The organism is Kitasatospora sp. NPDC059571 (assembly GCF_042735675.1).
Classification (GTDB): Bacteria; Actinomycetota; Actinomycetes; order Streptomycetales; family Streptomycetaceae; genus Kitasatospora.
Genome location: NZ_JBHWBW010000331.1, coordinates 7,280 through 8,899, shown reverse-complemented (window position 1 = coordinate 8,899; position 1,620 = coordinate 7,280). Strand labels below are relative to the sequence as shown.

Genomic DNA, 1,620 nt, shown 5'->3' with positions numbered 1-1,620 from the left:
CGTCGAGCTTGACGAAAGACATAGGGGGCCCCCCCCCCCCGGGCGGGCCGCGGGCCCCCCGCCGGGCTGGCTGGGGCCCAGCCGGGGCCGGCCCCCCCCCCACGGGTGCTGTCGGGGGGCAGCGCCAGCTCGGCGCCGGCGCCGCGGAAGGTGATCATGCCGATCTTGTCGCGCCGCTGGTAGGCGTCCATCAACAGCGACAGCACCGCGCCCTTGACCGCGCCCATCCGCTGCCGGGCGGCCATCGAGCCGGAGGCGTCCACCACGAACAGCACCAGGTTGGACTCCCGGCCGCGGAGCACCTGTTCGCGCAGGTCGTCCTTGGCCAGCACGAGCGCCCGCCCGGACCGGCCGCGGGCCGCCTGGTGCGGCGCGGCGGCCTGCAGCGTGGCGGTCAGGTGCAGCCGGGCGAGGCGGCCCTGCGGGCGGCGCGCCCGCACGGTCTGCCCGGCGGCGGTCTCCGCGGCCGAGCGGCGGCCCTGCGCGCCGCGGCCGGTCCCGGGGACCTTGAACAGCCGGGTCCGGAACGGGTCCGCGCTCGCCACCGGCGCCGCCTCCCGCCCGGCGCCGGGCGCCTGCCGGGGCTGCGGCGGGGCCTGCTCGGGCGCCTGCTCCGGGTCGGCGGTCGCCGAGCCGTCCGGCACGTCGCCGGGGGCGGGGGCGCCGCCGGGGCCGTCCGGGCCGCCGCCGTCGGGCCCGTCGCCCGGGCCGCCGTCCTGCGGACCGCCGCCGTCCGGGCCGTCGTCCTCGGGCTCGGCGTGCTCCTCCAGCGTCCGGTCCAGCTGCTCCTCGTCCAGGCCGGGGGCGTCGAACGGGTTGCGGCGGCGCCGGTGCGGCAGCGCCAGCTGCGCCGCCTTGCGGACGTCCTCCTCCAGCACCCCGGTGCGCCCCGCCCAGGCGGCCAGCGCCACGGCCGTGCGCGCCATCACGATGTCCGCACGCAGGCCGTCCACCTCGAAGGCGGCGCAGACCGCGGTGATCTGACGCAGCGCCGCATCGGTGAGCTCGACCTGCGGCAGCAGCTCGCGCGCCGCGGTGATCCGCAGCGCGAGCGCCTGCTCCTCCGCGGCGAACCGGGCGGCGAAGCCGGCCGGGTCGGCGTCGTACGCGAGCCGGCGCCGCACCACCTCGGCCCGCTCCTGCGGGTCCCGGGTGGCGGCGATCTCCACCGTCAGGCCGAACCGGTCGAGCAGCTGCGGCCGCAGCTCGCCCTCCTCCGGGTTCATCGTGCCGACCAGCAGGAAGCGCGCCGCGTGCCGCACCGACACGCCCTCGCGCTCCACGTACGAGCGGCCCATCGCCGCCGCGTCCAGCAGCAGGTCGACCAGGTGGTCCTGCAGCAGGTTCACCTCGTCGATGTACAGCACGCCGCGGTGCGCCTTCGCCAGCAGGCCCGGCTCGTACGCCTTGACGCCCTCGGCGAGCGCCCGCTCCAGGTCCAGCGAGCCGACGATGCGGTCCTCGGAGACGCCGACCGGCAGCTCCACCAGGTGCGCGGGCCGCTCCAGGCCCGCGGCGCCCTCGTGGGGGCCCGCCGCGGCGGGGGGGGGCCGCCCCCCCCCGGGCCGGGCGCACCCGCCACCCCGCCCCCGCGCCCTCGGGCGGGCCCGCGCCCGCCCG

1 pseudogene is annotated in these 1,620 nt (G+C 79.9%); it reads right to left on the bottom strand.

The features are described from left to right. A pseudogene (locus ACFV0G_RS28275) lies at positions 1-1,532 on the bottom strand (ATP-binding protein); the annotation flags it as partial. Positions 1,533-1,620: the final 88 nt, after the last annotated feature.